Here is a 14,889-nt window from a genome sequence, read left to right as displayed (position 1 = left end):
GTGAAACTAAGGAGGTAATTTAAAATGTTAATAACAGAAAAGATTATCCTTTAATAAATGTAAATCTTACTAATTGAAAATTATATTTTTTTATCAATAATCTTGAATCGAAGGTAAATTAAAATGTAAGTATTTAATTTATAGTAATTAATGGAGGAAATAATTATGCTCATAAATAAAAAGAGAATTATCACTTTTATTATTTCATTAATAATACTATATCCAATTGTAGGTTATTTAAAATCTAATATTGGTGTAGCAATTCATTGGGTTGAGAATGTTACTATAATGCAAAAACTTAATGAATACTATATAAGAACTTTTTGGGATAATATTATCATTACTTCAGTTATCGCTATAGTACCCACTTTAATAATAGGAACTTCATCTAAAAAGAATACTCAGTAATTTAATATGTTGGTGATTAAAAAGTACTTTATTTATTTTTTAATCACCAATATAAATTTTATTTTGAAATTAAATCTAAAAAAAGAAATTTCACCCCAAGTGAAATTTCAATCTAAGCTCTTACTTATTCCCTCTTACTTCTTACTTCTTACTTCTTACCTATTACTTATCTCTTTATTTGCCAGTAGCATCTTTTTGGTGAATAAATCTTTTCTTCCTTTTTAAGTTTATCCATTACCTTAGATACTTCTTTTTTGTCTATGCCTGTTTTTTCTGCAACTGCAGTGGCATTCATTGCCTCATCATTCTTTTCAAAACATTCTAATACAGCATTATAATTTTCCATAAACTGAACTCCTTTTCATTATGATATATTTATTTTACATAATAATCTAAAATGATTTCAACTATTAAATAAAAATTTTTATTTTCCGTACTCTATAATTATATCCAACTTTCAACTAACTATTTTATTAATTGCTTAAATTAATAAATAAGTTACTGTCACGCTAATAATTAGTGCATAGCTCCTTTTTAATAAAAAATAAAGGAGCTATCTTATCTTTAACAGATTTTTTATCTGCTAATGTGATAGCCCCTTAATTTTCAAAACTACTTTCAGTAGTTTTTACATTAATTATGCATTATCAATTATGCATTGTGCATTGTGCAACGACCCTTATCTTATATATTTAAAAATGCTTCAAATCTAGATCTTACTTTGTCTTCACCTAATATTTGCATAATAGTATAAAGATCAGGAGTGTTGCTTCTATGAGATAAAGCTGCTCTTACAGCTCCAGCAACATCAGAAATCATTCCCTTAAATGCATCTGGATTTGCTTTGTATTCTTTTCTGTTAGCACAGTATCCAAGCTCTGCTCCAATAACTTTTAACTCTTCAAACCAAGCTTCTTGACTTCCTGAATTAAAATTAAATTTATCTTTATATACTTTTATTACTTCTTTTGCATTTTCTAAGCTTAAAGTCTTTGGAAGTTCAACATTTTCTGCTGTTTCCTTATTGAATAATTCATCATAGAAATAATCTACTTTTCCTCTTACTTCATCCCATTTAGCAAAGTCTTTTCTTGGCTTTGGACCTTCTTTATCTATATTAAAGATTTCCTTAGACATTTCTTCATTTGCAGTTACTAAGTCATACATTTCTTTATCGAAATCCTTAGCCCATTCAGTATATAATTCATAAACCTTATCAGCTTTCATCTTACAGATAACTTCTTTACTTACATCATTTAATTTAACTATATCAAATAATGCACCTGATTTACTCATCTTATCTAAAGCTACTTCAAATTCATGATAATCTACTGTAGGATTTTCTGCTCTCCACTCTTCAAAAGTAGAATTTACTATGTTTAATAAGTATTCAACAACTGATTGAACAGGGTATCCAACTTCTTTGTAGTATGAAACTGCAGCTTCTGCATCTTTTCTCTTAGATAATTTTCTCTTAGAACCATTATCATTCTTCATTATTGTTGGAATATGAGCATAGTTTGGTCTTTCTAAACCTAATACATCAAATAATTGAACGTGTATTGGTAATGAAGATAACCATTCTTCTCCTCTTATAACATGAGTAGTTCTCATTAAAGAGTCATCTACAACGTGTGCAAAGTGATAAGTTGGAAGTCCATCACCCTTAATTATAACTATATCTTGATTATTTTCAGGGAAGCTTATATCACCCTTAATTAAGTCTTGGAATTCTACTCTATTTTCTATATTTCCTGGTGACTTAAATCTAATTATGTAAGCTTCTCCATTATTTATTTTTTCCATAGCTTCTTCAGCAGTTAAATTTCTATCCTTAGCATATTCTCCATAGTATCCTGGAGTTATTTTTTCAGCTGTTTGTCTTTCTCTAAGTTCTGCTAACTCTTCTGGTGTATCAAAAGCTGGGTAAGCTAATCCCTTCTTAATTAAATCTTTAGCAAAAGCTCTGTATATATCAGCTCTTTCACTTTGTCTATATGGACCATATTCTCCTTTTGAAGTATTATCTCCAGTCATACCTTCGTTAAAATCCATACCGAAGTTATGCATAGTTTGAATAGTATCTTCTATAGCACCTGCAACTTCTCTTTTTTGGTCAGTATCTTCTATTCTTAAATAGAATACTCCACCTGTTTGGCTTGCTAATCTTTCATTAATTAATGCGGCAAAAACTCCACCGATGTGTTGGAATCCAGTTGGTGATGGTGCATATCTTGTAACTACAGCACCTTCTTTTAAATTTCTTTTTGGATATTTTGCAATATAATCTTCTGGTGTCTTATCAATATTAGGGAATATTAATTCTGCTAATTTTTCTAAACTCATATTTATCTTCCTTCCGTTTGTTTTTAATTATAAATAAAAAAGCCCTTCATCCTATAAATATTAGGACGAAAGACTAAATTTCCGCGTTACCACCTAAATTGATTAATTAAAAATTAATCCACTCAATCTCTTTAAGGGGAGAATCCCATAAACTTACTTGCAATTTAATAATGCAGTTTCAGTTTATAGCTCCAGAGCTTCATTCAATAGCATCAAATTTTAAGCTTCCACCTATGCTTAAATCTCTGTAAAATGATTATCTATCTACTTTTCTCTTTCATAGCTTATTATTTATGCTTTGTCATAAACATTATAACTATACATTTAGTTTTTGTAAATAATTTTATATTATTCATTTAACAACATTACTTCTTAGTCTAAATTCTCCTTATAAAGTCTATCTAACTCATCCTTTGGCATTAAAAATTGAACTAAATATCCCATAATAATTACTCCTGGAATATCAATAAGAAGCCTTGCTAAAGTAAATTTATATCCTAATGAAGAAAACTCAAACATCAATGTAGATATTTTAGTTACACACCAAGCATTCATAAATATTATTATATTACTAAATTTAACACCTTTTTTAAGAAGAACCTTTGTAAAAGGAAAAGCTGCATACATAGGTCCAGCTGCTATTGATCCTATCAGCATTGCAAGAGAAACTCCTTTTATCCCTGAATTATCTCCCATATATTTCATCATAGTTTCTCTTGAAATCCATACATCTATAAGCCCAAGCATTAGCATTATTGGAGGAACTATTTCAAGCATTTGCCTAAAACTTGATGAAGCTATACTAAATGATTTAATTCCTAAGTCTTTATTAAAAACTGTTATAATTATCATTACTATAAGGAAAGTAATAAAAAAGGAATATCTTTTTGCTAAAGTTTTTATCATATCATTGTCACCACCATTTCCACGAAAAATGCTACTATGATTGAAAAAACAAAAGCTAATATGTTTCTATAGATAGCTGCTCTTTTACCTATATATTTCATTTCCAAGGGAATACTAATTATTCCAATTAAGGTAAGTGTTGATATAAGAGCGGTGACTTGTGCTATACCAGCTCCATTTTTTAATAGCATATCACCTGTAGAAAATGCTACAAAGGTAGGCATCATTGCAATACTTCCTAAAATTGCAGATAAAAATACTCCTGAAATACCACTATTACTTCCAATTATGCGTGCTATTGTTTCTGGATTTAATATTGCTAAGGTTAATCCTACAATTAAAATTATTCCTAGAAATTGAGGAAGTATATTTTCTATTGACTTACATCCTTTTAATAATGCTTTTTTTGTTTTTTCCTTATCTTTTTTATATGATATTATAAAAAAGATAAATGTTAATATATAAAGAATTAAACTACTCATATACCTCACTTTTAAAAAGTATTAATTAATATTATTATATAAAGCAATCATAATTAGGTGAAATCTTTAATTTTGACTTATAATTTAATATATAGATATTATAGATGTGTAATAAAATTTGTCCAATTATGTATATATGCATATAATATAGTTATAATTATTAATATAAGGTTCTAAAACTAACTTTAATTTAAAATAATATTACTTATTATATATTCAAGGTAAAGTTAAGATTTTATTGTAATTCTTTATTAAATTTTATTAGTATTGGAGACATATTATGAAAAAATTAGTTTTAGTCTTTTCTATTATTTTATTATTTATAGTTTCTTTTTTCATAGGCTATAAATATTCTGATTCTAGAAAAACAAATGAACCTCCTACTGGAGAAGATAATTCTGACTCAATTATCGACAATGATAATTCAAATAACCCAGATGACAATTCAAATACACCAGATAATCCATCAACTGAAGATAGTAACTTAGTAAAAGCAAAAGAGCTATTATTTAATATGTCACTTGAAGAAAAAGTTGGACAAATGTTTCTGATTAGATGTAATAGTGAAACTGCATTAGATGACATTAATAAATATAAAGTTGGTGGTTTTATATTATTCGATGCAAATATACAAGGAGAAACTAAGGACAGCTTATCTTCTACCATTAAACTCTATCAAGAAAACTCAAATATCAATATGATTATGGCAATAGATGAAGAAGGCGGAATTGTTAATAGATTAAGCTGGTATCCTGAATTTAGGGCTGTTCCATTTTACTCACCACAGGATCTATATAATGAAGGTGGATATCCATTAATTATTAGCGATACCAAAGAAAAAGCAGAACTATTAAATTCTATTGGAATTAATATGAACTTAGCTCCAGTTTGTGATATTTCAACTGATCCTAATGATTATATTTATCCAAGAACCTTTGGAAAAAGTGCTGATGAGACAGCTACTTATATAAGAACTGTAGTGGAAACTATGCAAAAAAATAATATGGGTTCAGCATTAAAACATTTCCCTGGTTATGGAAGTAATTTAGATACTCATTCAGGTATGTCAGTTGATAACAGAAGTTACGAGAGCTTTATTAATAATGATTTTATTCCCTTTAAAGCTGGTATAGATGCAGGTGCCGATAGTATTTTAGTATCTCATAATATTATTAGTTCAATAGATGAGACACTTCCTGCTTCTTTATCTAAACCTGTTCATGATATTATTAGAAATGATTTAGGATTTGATGGAGTAATAATGACAGATGACTTACAAATGGATGCAATAAAAGAATATATAGGTGAAGTTAATTCTGTAATATTTGCAGTAAACGCTGGAAATGATTTAATTATTTCTTCAGATTATAATATTCAAATTCCTACGGTTATTGAAGCTGTAAATAATGGCGACATAAAAGAAGAAGTTATAAATGAAGCTGTTTTAAGAGTATTACAACTAAAATTAAAACTAAATATAATATAAAAATAGGAGCTGCCGTAGCAGCTCCTAAATTAAAATTGTAGAAATGGCACTATATACTTTTCCGCTTCTCTCCATTTCAAACTACTCTCCCTATTTTGATATTTCATTATTATAATAGTTATACTCATACCAATGATCAGTTGTAACTATTTTTCTAAGCCATAGATTATAATATTCCATACTAACTAAGCCACTTTTTCTACCCTCTTCAATAGCATCTCTTGCATCTAAGGATAGCTTTGAAAGATACCACAAATCTATTTCTTCTCTTTGATTTATAAGCTTAATATTTTCCTTTGCAATAAAATTATCTATATTACCATAATTTAAAGCTAAATATATAGCCATAGCCACTATTGCAATAGGCTTAAATAAATTATTTTCTCTCCATATAAATAATAGAAGAAATACAAGTGATATACATAAGAACACTGTAAATGCTTGAACTAAAATCCTAAGTCTTGTGTATCCAAATTCCCCAATATATAAATTCATCTTATATATTGCAGCTACTCCCATATTTATAGTTAAAACTGTGATTATACTATAAACAATATTTAAAACATTATTTGTTCTTGAACTATTAACAATAGTTTTTAGCTTAATAGATATTATCATAATAAGATCTAGAACTACTAAAAATACTAATTGGAAGAATCCACTTCTTGCATAATCTGCGAAAGTAACATCTGCCGGTAGTTCCTTGTTTAAATATAGATATGAAACTTGTATCTTAGTAAATACTAAGTATATTAAAATTATTGAAACTAAAATAGTAACTATTGTAGTTGCATTAAAAGTTCTATTAAAACCTTTATTATTTACTTTTTTAACCTTAGTAGATGATAATGTATAGTTTAATCCATAAACTAAAAACATTACTGCCATAGCTATAATAACTCTAATAACAAAATCAAAAATATTTTCTATATTAATGTATTCCCAAATATTTGATAAATAATAACTGAATACCTCATCTGCTCCTGAAAGTAACATCAGTAAAACTATAACTAAAGGTATAGAGATTAATATCCCCTTTAATATATGCTTAGAATACCCATTTTTCTTTTCTCTATCTACGTTTCCAAATCTCTCTTTTAACTCAACTGAAAGCTTTGAAGTATTTTCTATAGACTGACCAACAATTAATTCAAAGAAAGCAACTATAAAATTAACCAGCTTAAATTGTATATTATTATAAGTTAATAATAAAAATCCTGAAAATAAGCTTATTGGAATAACTATTAAATTTAAAAACCTAAATACTTCATTGGTAAATATGCCATAAGTTAATGAAAGAATAATACTTGCAGCAACAAAAAAGAATCCTAAAAAGCTTTTGTTTCTAATTCCCACGATATTTATAAATAGAATAACCATTAAACCAATAATAATAGGAACTGAAACTCCTAAGTAGTTAAATACAAATATTGAAAATAAAGCTCCTACAAGTAATGATAAAACTATAAGATTTAAAGCTTTCTTATTGTTCATCCTTCCCTTTTCTAATTCCATAAATGGATTTCTTAAAGAAGGTTTATTGTTAATATTATAAGTTTTTGATAATGACTCAATAGCTAAAGATCTATAATTTATTAAATTACACTTCTTAACTACATTTATCAATAACTCTTCTTCAACCTTATTAATGTTACTTGTATACTTACAATCTTCAAATACTAATTCTTCATTAAAAATGTTAACTTCAGTATTAGTTGTATCTATAAAAATTAAACTAATATTATAATTGTCAATTTTAAAGTTTTTTTCAATTTTTATTAATTTTGATGTTCCTATTTCTATATTATCTTTAGTCCATCTTTCAATACATTTTTCTGGAGTTTCATTATCATTCATAGCGATAATTGGTAATCTATTTTTTGTTCTCTTTAGTAAAAGTATCTTTTCTGCCTTCATTAAGACTAATGATACAACGTTGACCATTATTACACCTCCATTATTCATCTACATATTCTAATATATCTCCTGGCTGACAATTTAGTTCTTTGCAAATAGCCTCTAAGGTTGAAAATCTAACTGCCTTAGCCTTATTATTTTTTAATATAGAAAGATTTGCATTTGTAATTCCAACTCTCTCTGCTAACTCATTTAAAGAAATTTTTCTCTTTGCCATCATAACATCTAAATTCACTACTATTCCCATGTTATTCTCCTTATCATATAGTTAAATCATTTTCCTCTTTAAAGGATACAGCTTTATCAAAAACCTTGGCTAAAATATATATAAATGCCGCTGCAAATAAAAATATAAATACTTCCATATCGGTATGTATTCCCATATTATCTACATAAATAAACTTAAACTCCTTAAAATTTGAGTTTATAAATAAATTTATTAAGTAACATGATGATATAATCAAACAAGCTACAGATATTTTTTTAAAGGCAACTACATTATCTCTAACAAAGGGATCTCCCTTTACCAGTGTGTTTATTATACCCTTTAACATAAAAACTACATAAAATAAGCTACTTACTCCTATTACTAATAATGATATTATTATACCTTTACTAATTATTACTTCTTCAATTCCTTTTTTTATAAAAGTATCATATACAAGTAACCCTGAAAGAATTATTCCCAAAATAATAGTAATATTTAGAATTACAGATAATACCTTAGATAAGTTTTTTTCATTTTTCATTTCCATATAATCCCTCCTACTTCATAGATATATACTATCATCAAAAGAAACCTTTTTCAATATATTTTTATCGAAAAACAATAATATATTTCTCTTTTAAATCATCTTACTTTCCCCCTAAAGAATTAAGTTATTTCTTATGATTCTAAGATAAAACCTCTATATAGAAATAAATGGAATATATTTGAAAATAGTGTTATTATCTTATTAAATAACTATTTCATGGAGGTATTAATATTGATCTTAAATAATAAAAAAATAGGATTAGGTTCTATTTCCTTATTGCTATCTATTATTGGTATTTTATTTTCTTTTTCTTTTGGAGATAATCTGTGTTATGGAGATGTTATATTAAACTATATAGGATTAAAGCCTTGGTCTAATGGCAACACAGGCTTACATTATACAGTAATATATTCACTTATATTTTTTATACCAGCTTTTATTTTAGGATACAAATATAAAAATAACTTTGGAGCTAAGATTGGAAAAATAGTTTCTTTAATCATGATAATATTCATTTTAGTAGTTTTCCCAATATTCGGTGCCATTAGCTTTCAATCTTGAATTACAAATTAACATTATTAGAATAAAATAAGGGGGAAGTATATTGATTATAAAACTTATTATATGTTTATCTATAATTGGAATAATTGCATTTTTACTTAGAAATAAGAAAAGAGGAATTAGAGAAATAGTATGTGCTCTAGTATTTTTACCGTATTCCTTCTTTGTTAAAAGCCCTGAAGTTATAGTATTGTCATCTGCCTTACTATTCATTAGCGGAATTTATACCTATTTTAAGAAAGAAAAAACTGTATAAATTAAAAATTCTATTAAAAGGATTTAAAGACAAGACAGAGTAATAAATTCACTTTAGTAAGTATATGTATATTTATTATTACTGTTCTTTTCATAGTGTGTATAATAGTGTTTTTTAAGAATAAAAATGGTCAATGATGTAAATATTTTAATGAAATCTAGTATTAAATTATAGACTTAATATTATTATATTTTTTAAGGAGATGTCATGAAAAGACCTTTTGTTAATATTGATAGTGAAAACAATATTGAAGAATTACTGAATGAATTAAATAAATGTATGAATAAATTTTTAGCTTTTGACGATATTGTAGGTATTATGTTAGATGGTGGATTGTCCCGCGGATATGCAGATTATCTATCTGAAATTGACATCGTAATTTTCTTATCACAAGAGCAATATCAGAAATATAAAAAAACAAAAACACCCGTTCCGCTTGGCATTACAAAAATCAATGGATATCTTTATGATATAAAAATTGAAGATTTTAATGAGGTTTTAAATCGAAGTTATGATATGGTGGCATTATGGGATTTATCTTATGCAAAAATTATTTATGACCCTGCAAATAAAGTATCTGAGTTCATCAAACAAAAGTTATCTCTACCAATAAACATTGCTCAAGCAGAGGGACTTATGTTTGATGCATGGTGGAATTATCGTTTGGCAGGGGATATATGGATAAATCGTAATGATATAATACAAGGGCATTTTATGCTAAACAATTCATTAAAGCCGTTAATAAGTGCATTATTTATTTTAAATAAAGAATATATTCCACATGATAAATGGCTTGTTCACATGAGTAAGACTTTAGAGTGGAAACCTGAGAATTGGAATGATGTACTTATAAAAATATTTTCAACAGGAAACTTTGATTTGCAGAGCCTTATTACAAGGCAACAAGCTATTTCAGAGCTATGGTCTGAAATAGATAAAAAATTTACAGGAATAAATGATTTAAAGGTAAACTTCATGCAAAAATACTTCTTTGATACCTTTAAATTATTGATAGAAAAAGGGGAAATGGATATTCAAGAGTGGGAAAAAATTAGTAGTATTGATATTCTTAATTCACAGCTATTTTATGAGGTTACATCTATTAAAGATAAAACAATAATTGTTGATATTGATAGGTTAATGTCACTAAAGCCAGAAGATATGTACAGTTGGTTTTACGAAGTTGCTGATATGGTCAGAGCACAGATGAAATTAAGTCAATAGAATCAAATTAGAAACTAATACTTGGTACGCAATGTTAAACAATAACTCATTTGTACTCTATGATGAAATACTAAAGGTAAATTTTAATATTAATGTTGCCATTAGTAGGTATTTGGATGCTTGTGACAGGTGATAGTAAAGAGATGCCTTTATTATTAAATGATATTTATAAAGATATGAAGAAAAATAATTAAAAAAATAAGTCTATAGATTTTGAAATCCATAGACTTATTTTCTAATACACTTTCCATAATATTTAAAACTTTTTGATGCTCTTCCCTTAACTATTCATTATAACTTATCACTTTCTCAATTCTTTCATTTTTCATTATTTCATTCTTTCATTCTTTCATTTTTTCATTTGCGAAGCATTACCTAACTATTTTCTTTACCAGTGCTCCCGTTCCAATTCCTGTCATTAATACGCCAATTAACATTTCTATATTACTTAGCATATAAGATCTTGGAGATGGCTGCGCTTCATTAAGTCCTACCCCTGCAAACATTCCAACGCTTAGATTTAGTGATTCATTATAGTCTTTTAGAATTTTTCTTAATTCACTTAAATTATTCATATTGTCATATGTAATTAACTCTTCATTTACCTTTATTCCAAAAATTAAATACAATATAGAAAATAGAAAAACTATAAACAAAGAAAAATATACAGCATACATTGGTCTTTCTCCGTATCCACAGCTTAATAAACTAATTGTTGACGTAATCTTAGGAATAGGTTTTAGAACCTTTCTTTGAGCTTTTCTGCATAAAAAATAATATTCTCCAAAATTATTTTTCAAATTATTATCTTTAAATTTATCAGCTATATTTTCATAAACTGTATATATTCCTTCGTATTCATCTCTATTTCTTTTTCTAAACTTTATCTTATCAAAAAAAGTTTTTTCATCTAATTTACTTTTATACTTATCTCTAAACTCCAAATCTTCAATATATGTATTTACTATTTTGGTTCCTGATAGATTAGTATCAGAAATAATTATCATACTTAAGGTTGAATCAAATATCATTCCATTACTCATATCACTTAATTCAAAATTAGTAGTATTTAAAATACATTTGTTGAAAATAATATATTCTAATGTGCAATTTATAAACTTGGCATATACCTTACAATCATTAAATTCACAGGAAAGGTTATCTTCTTTATTTAAATTTGGTTTAGCATCTCTATCCTGCTTGAAAAAAATACAATCTTGAAAAACTACTCCTCCACCCATTAATTCACATTCTTCAAAATAGCAACCAATAAATCTACAGTTTGTGAATTTTATATTAGAAAATCTACATTTAATAAACTTAGAACAAACTATATCTGCATCTTTAACTTCTTTAAATTCATCTTCTTTTTTAGGATGACCTCCTCCTAAAACTAATTCTTTATGTTCTTTAAAACTATACTTTTCATTTGGAATATATTCCGAATATACATCTTCTTTATGCTCTAATAATTTTCCAAATATTTTTTTATTATTATTAATGCGTTTTTTTAATTGATCTTTAGCTACTGAAACTTCCTCTTTAAAATTTATATAGGCCATATACATTCTCCTCTAAATTTAATACCTATATTATCTCCTAAAGATTTATTATAAATTCCATGCTTCTTTTAATATTATTATTGCTTCTTCTATTTCATCATACTTCAAATTAGCATATCCTAAAAATACAGTTTTACTTTCTTCAAAATTATTTAAATAAGAATTTGATAATCCTAATATCCTAATGCCTTTTTCTTCTGCTGACATAATAAGCTCTTTTTCGCTCATTCCATTATTAACTTTTAGTAATAAATGTAGTCCAGAGTTAGTTCCAATAATCTCAGTATTATTTAGGTGCTTTTTTATCAAAGATACTAAAAATTCTCTCTTTCTTCTATAAATATTCCTCATTTTATTTAGGTGTCTTTCAAAGTGCCCCTCTTCTATAAACCTTACTAAAGCTTGTTGCGTAGTCCTAGACACAGTGCAAGCTAAAAAACTAAAGTCTTCCTTATATATCTTCATTAATTTATCTGGTAATACCATATAAGCTATTCTTTCTGATGGTGAAAAGCACTTTGAAAATGTTCCTAAATATATAACCTTCCCTTTACTATCTAAACTCTGTAAAGCTGGTATCGGTCTTCCTTCAAATCTAAACTCACTATCATAATCATCTTCTATTATATATCTTTTACTATCTTCATTTGCCCAATTTAAAATTTGAATTCTTCTATTAATAGGCATAATAACTCCTGTGGGAAATTGATGAGAAGGAGTTATATGAATTACTTCTGAGTTGCTTTCCCTTAAATTATTAATATCTACTCCATAATTATCAATTGGTATTGCAACTGGATTTATACCATTTACTTTTAATATTTTTTTAACTTTATAATATCCAGGTTCCTCTACAGAAAACACTTTTTCTCTCCCTAATATATTTATAATTATTTGAAATAAATACTCACTTCCAGCCCCTATAATTATATTATCTATATTAGTATTAACTCCTCTAGAAAACCTTAAGTAATTGTTAATTGACTCTCTTAAATTTCTATCCCCTTGAGAATGACCTATCTGTAAAAGTTCCTTATTTTCTTCTATTAAAACTTCTTTATTGATTTTCCTCCATACTCCGTATGGAAAGCTATCAAGATCAACTCTACTGGAATAAAATTCATATTTGTATTGTTTTCTTCTTCCTATCTTCTTATTTTCATAATCTTTTTTACTAGTATTATTTATCACTTCTTGTAATTCCGATACATAGTATCCTTTTCTAGGTAAAGATACTATATATCCTTCAGCTATCAACTGATCATATGCTGCTTCTACTGTATTTTGACTAATTTCTAAATATTTAGATAATTTTCTTTTTGAAGGTAGCTTACTATTTGCTTGTAAATTACCTAATTGAATTTCTTCTTTTATAAAATTATAAAGTTGAATGTATAGTGGAATATTACTATTAGAATTTAAATTTATAGTTAAAGTGTCCATATCATCACCTTATCTGACCTCATCAAATTTATTAATACTGATACTTATCAAAGTTTCAGTTTATGTATATAATATTATCAATGATATGATTAAGAAGTCAACAATAGTAAGGGGTTATATTATGAATTTATTACATCCAATTTGGGCTGAAATTGATTTAAATAATTTAATAAATAATATAGAAGAAATAAAGAGAAGATCTAATAAAAGTGAAATAATAGGTGTTGTAAAAGCTAATGCTTATGGTCATGGTGCTGTTGAAGTATCTAAAGCTTTATTAAGCTGTAATGTAAAAAAACTTGCAGTTGCTAATATTGTTGAAGCTATAGAGCTTAGAGAAAATGATATTAATGCTCCAATTATGCTTCTTGGTATTAGTGAGGAATTTGCAATTGCTGAATTAATTAATTATGATGTTGAGCCAACAGTATCAACTCTTCACTTTGCAAATAAACTTAATGAGAAAGCAAAAGAAATTAATAGAATCGTTAAAATTCATATTGCTTTAGACTCTGGAATGGGTAGAATAGGCTTTAGAAATAATACTAAAGATATAGAAGATATAATTAGTATTTCTAAGTTAAGTAACTTAAGTATAGATAGTATATTTTCTCACTTTTCTACAGCTGATTCCATAGATAAAAGTTATTCTAAAAAACAAATGGATATATATAATTCCATACTAAGCAAACTAGATGCAGAAGGAGTTACTATAGATAAAAGAAACCTTTCTAACAGTGCTGCAATAATAGATATTCCTGAAAGTCACTATAATTATGTTAGGCCAGGAATAATCCAATACGGATATTATCCTTCAAGTGAAGTTAATAAAAATGATATTGATTTAAAACCAGTATTAACTTGGAAAACTAGAATACTTTATCTTAAAGAAGTTGATGAAAATGAATATATTGGTTATGGAAAAAACTATAAAACAAATAAGAAAACATTAATAGCAACCCTGCCAGTTGGATATGCTGATGGATATTCTAGAGGACTTTCTAATAGGGGAAGCGTAATAATAAAAGGAAAGTTAGCTCCTATTATAGGAAATGTATGCATGGATCAATTCATGGTAGATGTAACTCACATAGAAGGCGTAGAAACAGGTGATGAAGTTATACTTCTAGGTAGTGATGGTGAAATAAAATTTGATGCTGAAGATATGGCTAATATATTAAATACAATTAGCTATGAAGTTCTTTGCCTAATTGGAAGAAGAGCTCCTAGAGTATATATTAAAGATAACAAGGTAACAGGAGTACGTTATTTAATGTAAAATGTAGAATGTAAAATGTAAAATTACAGAAAAAACTCCTTACGGAGTTTTGGAAATTGATTTTTTATTCAATATTTATATTTTAAAGTTAAGTTTATAATAGAAAGTATATAAGTGGATAAATCAATTATTTCTCCTATGAAGTATATATGGAGTAATCATTTGTTTATCCACTTTTAATTCGCAATAGTTTAAAATTACGAATTAACTTCTTCATTTAATTTATCAATATATTCTTTTGACTCTTTTAATCCTAATCCTGTA

Annotated in this window: 15 protein-coding genes and 1 other annotated feature; of the genes, 6 read left to right on the top strand and 9 right to left on the bottom strand. The window is 26.6% G+C overall.

What is annotated here, in order from left to right:
* Positions 1 to 165 precede the first annotated feature (165 nt).
* Complete coding sequence (locus QK892_RS17660) at positions 166 to 408, top strand: hypothetical protein (RefSeq protein ID WP_317274863.1); 243 nt, start codon at positions 166 to 168, stop codon at positions 406 to 408.
* A 166-nt stretch (positions 409 to 574) separates the two neighbouring features.
* Here the strand turns inward: QK892_RS17660 and QK892_RS17655 are convergent, their stop codons facing one another.
* From QK892_RS17655 to QK892_RS17640, 4 genes are all read right to left on the bottom strand, one after another.
* Positions 575 to 754 (bottom strand): MarR family transcriptional regulator, encoded by a 180-nt coding sequence (locus QK892_RS17655; RefSeq protein WP_317274862.1) that lies wholly within the window; start codon positions 752 to 754, stop codon positions 575 to 577.
* Between the two features lie 338 nt (positions 755 to 1,092).
* Positions 1,093 to 2,754: a glutamate--tRNA ligase gene (gene gltX, locus QK892_RS17650; protein ID WP_317274861.1), complete on the bottom strand. Its 1,662-nt coding sequence runs from the start codon at positions 2,752 to 2,754 to the stop codon at positions 1,093 to 1,095.
* A gap of 58 nt (positions 2,755 to 2,812) precedes the next feature.
* Positions 2,813 to 3,044 (bottom strand) — a binding site (T-box leader).
* A gap of 82 nt (positions 3,045 to 3,126) precedes the next feature.
* Positions 3,127 to 3,660 carry a permease gene (locus QK892_RS17645; protein WP_317274860.1) on the bottom strand — a complete coding sequence of 178 codons (534 nt, stop codon included), beginning with the start codon at positions 3,658 to 3,660 and terminating at the stop codon, positions 3,127 to 3,129.
* The gene (locus tag QK892_RS17640) at positions 3,657 to 4,142 is read right to left on the bottom strand and encodes a permease (protein ID WP_317274859.1); all 486 of its coding nucleotides are present in this window, start codon (positions 4,140 to 4,142) and stop codon (positions 3,657 to 3,659) included. Before QK892_RS17640 ends, QK892_RS17645 begins: the two co-directional genes overlap by 4 nt.
* Positions 4,143 to 4,422: 280 nt before the next feature.
* On the opposite strand from QK892_RS17640, the gene QK892_RS17635 reads away from it, so the two are divergent.
* Positions 4,423 to 5,628 carry a glycoside hydrolase family 3 protein gene (locus QK892_RS17635; RefSeq protein ID WP_317274858.1) on the top strand — a complete coding sequence of 402 codons (1,206 nt, stop codon included), beginning with the start codon at positions 4,423 to 4,425 and terminating at the stop codon, positions 5,626 to 5,628.
* A 90-nt stretch (positions 5,629 to 5,718) separates the two neighbouring features.
* On the opposite strand, the gene QK892_RS17630 is transcribed toward QK892_RS17635, so the two are convergent.
* Genes QK892_RS17630 through QK892_RS17620 form a run of 3 tightly spaced genes read right to left on the bottom strand, consistent with a single transcriptional unit; the run spans position 5,719 to position 8,300 of the window.
* The gene (locus QK892_RS17630) at positions 5,719 to 7,572 is read right to left on the bottom strand and encodes a DUF4153 domain-containing protein (RefSeq protein WP_317274857.1); all 1,854 of its coding nucleotides are present in this window, start codon (positions 7,570 to 7,572) and stop codon (positions 5,719 to 5,721) included.
* A 13-nt stretch (positions 7,573 to 7,585) separates the two neighbouring features.
* On the bottom strand, positions 7,586 to 7,792 hold the full coding sequence (locus QK892_RS17625; RefSeq protein ID WP_317274856.1) for a helix-turn-helix domain-containing protein: 207 nt from the start codon (positions 7,790 to 7,792) through the stop codon (positions 7,586 to 7,588).
* Between the two features lie 13 nt (positions 7,793 to 7,805).
* A complete protein-coding gene (locus tag QK892_RS17620) occupies positions 7,806 to 8,300 on the bottom strand; it encodes a DUF2975 domain-containing protein (RefSeq protein ID WP_317274855.1) in 495 nt (164 codons plus the stop codon).
* Between the two features lie 231 nt (positions 8,301 to 8,531).
* Here QK892_RS17620 and QK892_RS17615 point away from each other — a divergent pair, with 231 nt between their 5' ends.
* The 3 genes from QK892_RS17615 (at position 8,532) to QK892_RS17605 (ending at position 10,341) form a co-directional block, all read left to right on the top strand.
* The gene (locus QK892_RS17615) at positions 8,532 to 8,861 is read left to right on the top strand and encodes a hypothetical protein (protein ID WP_317274854.1); all 330 of its coding nucleotides are present in this window, start codon (positions 8,532 to 8,534) and stop codon (positions 8,859 to 8,861) included.
* 43 nt (positions 8,862 to 8,904) lie between these two features.
* Positions 8,905 to 9,117, top strand: coding sequence for a hypothetical protein (locus QK892_RS17610; protein ID WP_317274853.1), 213 nt, complete (start codon positions 8,905 to 8,907; stop codon positions 9,115 to 9,117).
* Positions 9,118 to 9,324: 207 nt separating this feature from the next.
* The gene (locus tag QK892_RS17605; protein ID WP_317274852.1) at positions 9,325 to 10,341 is read left to right on the top strand and encodes a hypothetical protein; all 1,017 of its coding nucleotides are present in this window, start codon (positions 9,325 to 9,327) and stop codon (positions 10,339 to 10,341) included.
* Between the two features lie 371 nt (positions 10,342 to 10,712).
* Here the strand turns inward: QK892_RS17605 and QK892_RS17600 are convergent, their stop codons facing one another.
* Both QK892_RS17600 and pdxR read right to left on the bottom strand, forming a co-directional pair.
* Complete coding sequence (locus tag QK892_RS17600; protein WP_317274851.1) at positions 10,713 to 11,903, bottom strand: pentapeptide repeat-containing protein; 1,191 nt, start codon at positions 11,901 to 11,903, stop codon at positions 10,713 to 10,715.
* Between the two features lie 48 nt (positions 11,904 to 11,951).
* Positions 11,952 to 13,346 (bottom strand): MocR-like pyridoxine biosynthesis transcription factor PdxR, encoded by a 1,395-nt coding sequence (gene pdxR / locus QK892_RS17595; protein ID WP_317274850.1) that lies wholly within the window; start codon positions 13,344 to 13,346, stop codon positions 11,952 to 11,954.
* Between the two features lie 121 nt (positions 13,347 to 13,467).
* Between pdxR and alr the strand changes: the two genes are divergently transcribed.
* Positions 13,468 to 14,625, top strand: coding sequence for an alanine racemase (gene alr, locus QK892_RS17590; protein WP_317274849.1), 1,158 nt, complete (start codon positions 13,468 to 13,470; stop codon positions 14,623 to 14,625).
* Positions 14,626 to 14,889: the final 264 nt, after the last annotated feature.

The sequence above is a fragment of the Clostridium lamae genome, from assembly GCF_033043255.1.
In the GTDB taxonomy this organism is placed as follows: Bacteria; Bacillota; Clostridia; order Clostridiales; family Clostridiaceae; genus Clostridium; species Clostridium lamae.
Note: the sequence above shows the minus strand (reverse complement) of the source record. Positions and strands in the feature narration are given on the sequence as shown.

Excerpts from the sequence above, each read along its gene's own strand:
- alr (WP_317274849.1), top strand. The coding sequence starts at position 13,468 with ATGAATTTATTACATCCAATTTGGGCTGAAATTGATTTAAATAATTTA.
- QK892_RS17600 (WP_317274851.1), bottom strand. The coding sequence starts at position 11,903 with ATGGCCTATATAAATTTTAAAGAGGAAGTTTCAGTAGCTAAAGATCAA.
- QK892_RS17645 (WP_317274860.1), bottom strand. The coding sequence starts at position 3,660 with ATGATAAAAACTTTAGCAAAAAGATATTCCTTTTTTATTACTTTCCTT.
- QK892_RS17605 (WP_317274852.1), top strand. The coding sequence starts at position 9,325 with ATGAAAAGACCTTTTGTTAATATTGATAGTGAAAACAATATTGAAGAA.
- gltX (WP_317274861.1), bottom strand. The coding sequence starts at position 2,754 with ATGAGTTTAGAAAAATTAGCAGAATTAATATTCCCTAATATTGATAAG.
- QK892_RS17620 (WP_317274855.1), bottom strand. The coding sequence starts at position 8,300 with ATGGAAATGAAAAATGAAAAAAACTTATCTAAGGTATTATCTGTAATT.
- pdxR (WP_317274850.1), bottom strand. The coding sequence starts at position 13,346 with ATGGACACTTTAACTATAAATTTAAATTCTAATAGTAATATTCCACTA.
- QK892_RS17625 (WP_317274856.1), bottom strand. The coding sequence starts at position 7,792 with ATGGGAATAGTAGTGAATTTAGATGTTATGATGGCAAAGAGAAAAATT.
- QK892_RS17630 (WP_317274857.1), bottom strand. The coding sequence starts at position 7,572 with ATGGTCAACGTTGTATCATTAGTCTTAATGAAGGCAGAAAAGATACTT.
- QK892_RS17655 (WP_317274862.1), bottom strand. The coding sequence starts at position 754 with ATGGAAAATTATAATGCTGTATTAGAATGTTTTGAAAAGAATGATGAG.
- QK892_RS17640 (WP_317274859.1), bottom strand. The coding sequence starts at position 4,142 with ATGAGTAGTTTAATTCTTTATATATTAACATTTATCTTTTTTATAATA.
- QK892_RS17635 (WP_317274858.1), top strand. The coding sequence starts at position 4,423 with ATGAAAAAATTAGTTTTAGTCTTTTCTATTATTTTATTATTTATAGTT.
- QK892_RS17660 (WP_317274863.1), top strand. The coding sequence starts at position 166 with ATGCTCATAAATAAAAAGAGAATTATCACTTTTATTATTTCATTAATA.